3 protein-coding genes and 1 pseudogene are annotated in these 2822 nt (G+C 55.6%); 3 read left to right on the forward strand and 1 reads right to left on the reverse strand.

Annotation, left to right across the window (positions count from 1 at the left end; translation table 11 throughout):
• Both ACIQT8_RS25195 and ACIQT8_RS25200 read left to right on the forward strand, forming a co-directional pair.
• Positions 1 to 99, forward strand: a pseudogene (locus tag ACIQT8_RS25195) (alpha/beta hydrolase); the annotation flags it as partial.
• Between the two features lie 74 nt (positions 100 to 173).
• Positions 174 to 851: a gamma-glutamylcyclotransferase gene (locus ACIQT8_RS25200; RefSeq protein ID WP_400971281.1), complete on the forward strand. Its 678-nt coding sequence runs from the start codon at positions 174 to 176 to the stop codon at positions 849 to 851.
• Between the two features lie 25 nt (positions 852 to 876).
• Here ACIQT8_RS25200 and ACIQT8_RS25205 read toward each other — a convergent pair whose 3' ends face one another.
• Positions 877 to 1374 (reverse strand): hypothetical protein, encoded by a 498-nt coding sequence (locus tag ACIQT8_RS25205; protein ID WP_400971276.1) that lies wholly within the window; start codon positions 1372 to 1374, stop codon positions 877 to 879.
• Positions 1375 to 1638: 264 nt separating this feature from the next.
• Between ACIQT8_RS25205 and ACIQT8_RS25210 the strand changes: the two genes are divergently transcribed.
• Positions 1639 to 2550: a helix-turn-helix domain-containing protein gene (locus tag ACIQT8_RS25210; RefSeq protein WP_400971278.1), complete on the forward strand. Its 912-nt coding sequence runs from the start codon at positions 1639 to 1641 to the stop codon at positions 2548 to 2550.
• The last annotated feature ends 272 nt before the right edge of the window (positions 2551 to 2822 follow it).

Here is a 2822-nt window from a genome sequence, read left to right on the forward strand (position 1 = left end):
AACGGTACCCTGAAAACCTATCCAGGCTTCTCGCACGGTATGCTCACCGTCAACGCAGACACGCTCAACCAGGATATCCTCGCTTTCATCAAAGCATGATATGAGCCATGGCTGCAGCAGGAAACTGCTGCGGCCATTTTTGCAGACCGAGTTGAAGAACAATCGAGACCATGATGCTTTTGACGCCCGAACTTGTTGCCCTGACCATGCGGGATGTCCGAGATGATGGTCCGGAACCCGGGTGGACACCGCTTTGCGAGGCGGAACTGGAGCAGCTTGTTGACCGGATCGAAAGCGAAGCTGGCACCGATCCCCTCCTGGTTTTTGCCTATGGTTCGCTGATCTGGAATCCCGAATTTGAACCGATTGGCCGCCAGCGCGGAACGGCCTTCGGGTGGCACCGATCCTTTTCACTGAAGATTGAGCGGTGGCGGGCGACGAGCGATCAGCCGGGACTGATGATGGTGCTTGAGCGTGGCGGGCGGTGCGACGGGATTGTTTTTGAGCTCTCGCCTGAGCGCCGACGCCAGGATCTTCGCGGTCTTGTGGCGCGCGAGATCAGGTATCGGGAGGTGATGGACATGATCCGCTGGCTTCCCGTGCGAACCGAAAAAGGCGTGCGCAAGGCCCTGACATTCTGGGCAAGCACAAAACGTCACGGGTTGACACAGCCCCTGCCGATCGAGGAGGCATCGTCGCTCATCGCAAAGGCTTGTGGCCAGGGTGGGTCGTGCGCCGAATATCTGCACAACACTGTCGTTGACCTTCAGGCCGAGGGGATTCGTGACCGCAATCTGTGGCGTTTGCAGGCGCTGGTGGCTCAAGACATCATCGCTGGTCGCGACGCCTAATCCTCCCATCGCTAGGATGTGTCGCTCAATGCAGTTGGCGTGAGCGGCCGTAGCAATGGGCAATGTGAGAACTGAAAGCCAATCCGACATGCAAGAGGAGGCCGTGTCTGGTGTTCTCCGGCATATCGAAGAACGACATCATCGCCGCTCCGATATTGCTGATGATGCGGTCCTCTATGCCCCGACAGATAGTGAGGTCATCGATGTGCGGTTCGCCAGCTTCCTCGCGAAGCTCTTTCAGATGTTGGCGGGGGATGTGGAAGGCGAGTGCCTCGAACTGCCCTTTGATTGAAATGGAGGCCCCATGCTCCAGGCTGATCAGGCAGATGGAGCCTTTCGGGTAGGTTCTGAGCGGTGTCGGAAGGCGATTCGGCCAGAGATCGCAGTGCTCGACATCCGCCAGATAAAGCACCACAAGAAATGCGTCGTCTGCCGGCAGTACGACTGGATCACTCTCGACTTCGTAAAAACGGCAGAGATGGGTGATGGCCAGTTTGGTTTTCCCGAACGGCTGTGTCACCATCGACTGTGCGTTTGCGGCCCCAAAAGAGCCTGCAATTCTCTCGCCTGCGTCCAACATTGCACCTATAACGATTGTGCCGATCGTCCTCCCGATCTCTGCAACCATAGCGTCTGGAAATAATTTTAGAAATGTCCCGTGTCGCAATTTTCGATCATTTCCCTGGTCGACAAAACGCATGGCATTCGACAAGGATGCGGAGCCGGGCTACGGAATCGTAGTACAGGTACGGCAACATCTTTAAAGCAGACGAGAAAGTAGTCCTCTGTGAGCGATCGTTCCACAGGTATGTCACAGCCTCCTGCGAAACAGGCAGTTGATAGCTTCGGTTGTCCGTTCGACAAGCTTTACAAAAACCAGACCCTGAGCGGCGCGGATATCAGGTTTTTCCGGAAGGGAACACGGGATGACCAGCTTGAGCAGGTCGCGACCGAACCGAGTGATCGTGGTTTTGCGATCGGTGTTTCGACGCTTGGCGGGCATACGCGGCGCATTTTTGGTGCGCAAAAGACGACAAGCCATATGTTCGTGGAAAACTCCATCTACATCCGCGATCTCTCTGATGCCTATAAGGCAGACCTCGGTGGACCGTTTGATTTCCTGCTGCTGGAGATCTCCCCGGCAGCGCTGACAAGGATTGCCGATGAAGCGGAGCTTACCGGTATCTCGTCTTTGATGGGAGAGACAGCATCCAAGGATATCGTGCTTGCCAATCTGGTGCGTGCTCTGATCCCCGCCCTTGAAAAACCGGAGGAAGCCAGCGCTCTGTTTGTCGATCAAATGGCAACAGCAATCGGTACATATCTGGTCCAGTGCTACGGCGGAAAAACAATCACGACCAACAACCGGTCCAGAAAGCTGTCGCGCTCGCAAGAGCTGATGGCAAAGAACCTTCTGATCGACAATCTGGATGGGGAGATCGCGGTTCAGGATGTCGCGCGGGCCTGCAATCTGTCTCGCGGTTATTTCATTCGCGCCTTTCGAGATACAACGGGAATGACCCCTTACCAATGGCTGATTCAGGAGAGGATCAGCAGGGCGCGCGAGCTACTGCAGAACCCGGAGGTTTCGCTCTCGGAGGTGGCGATTTCTTGCGGGTTTGCCGATCAGAGCCACTTTACGCGTGTTTTCTCCAACGTTGTGGGGACATCGCCCGGACATTGGCGACGCAACGTCTGACGACAGCCAAGGGCGTTTCGTCGCTGACATATTTGGGTCGTTGACGGGATCGTGACAGGTCTGGTCCCGAACCTATGTGACTATTCGTCAAAGCGGATGACTTCGAGACAAGACCCCCAACGGCATTTGAGCGATTGTTCGCGCCGTTGCACCGGTCGCAGCGCGGTCCGCATATTATTTCAATAATCGCAATTCATTCGCAATTATTATTGTAATTCTGTGCCGCGTTCGGTTGGGCTAGTTATAGCTCCAACAGAGACGCGACGGACACA

The sequence above is a fragment of the Agrobacterium sp. NPDC090273 genome (genome assembly GCF_044772305.1).
Taxonomy (GTDB): Bacteria; Pseudomonadota; Alphaproteobacteria; order Rhizobiales; family Rhizobiaceae; genus Agrobacterium.

Bases quoted from the DNA above. Each gene is read 5' to 3' on its own strand.
- ACIQT8_RS25200 (WP_400971281.1), top strand. From the start codon at position 174: ATGCTTTTGACGCCCGAACTTGTTGCCCTGACCATGCGGGATGTCCGA.
- ACIQT8_RS25205 (WP_400971276.1), bottom strand. From the start codon at position 1,374: ATGGTGACACAGCCGTTCGGGAAAACCAAACTGGCCATCACCCATCTC.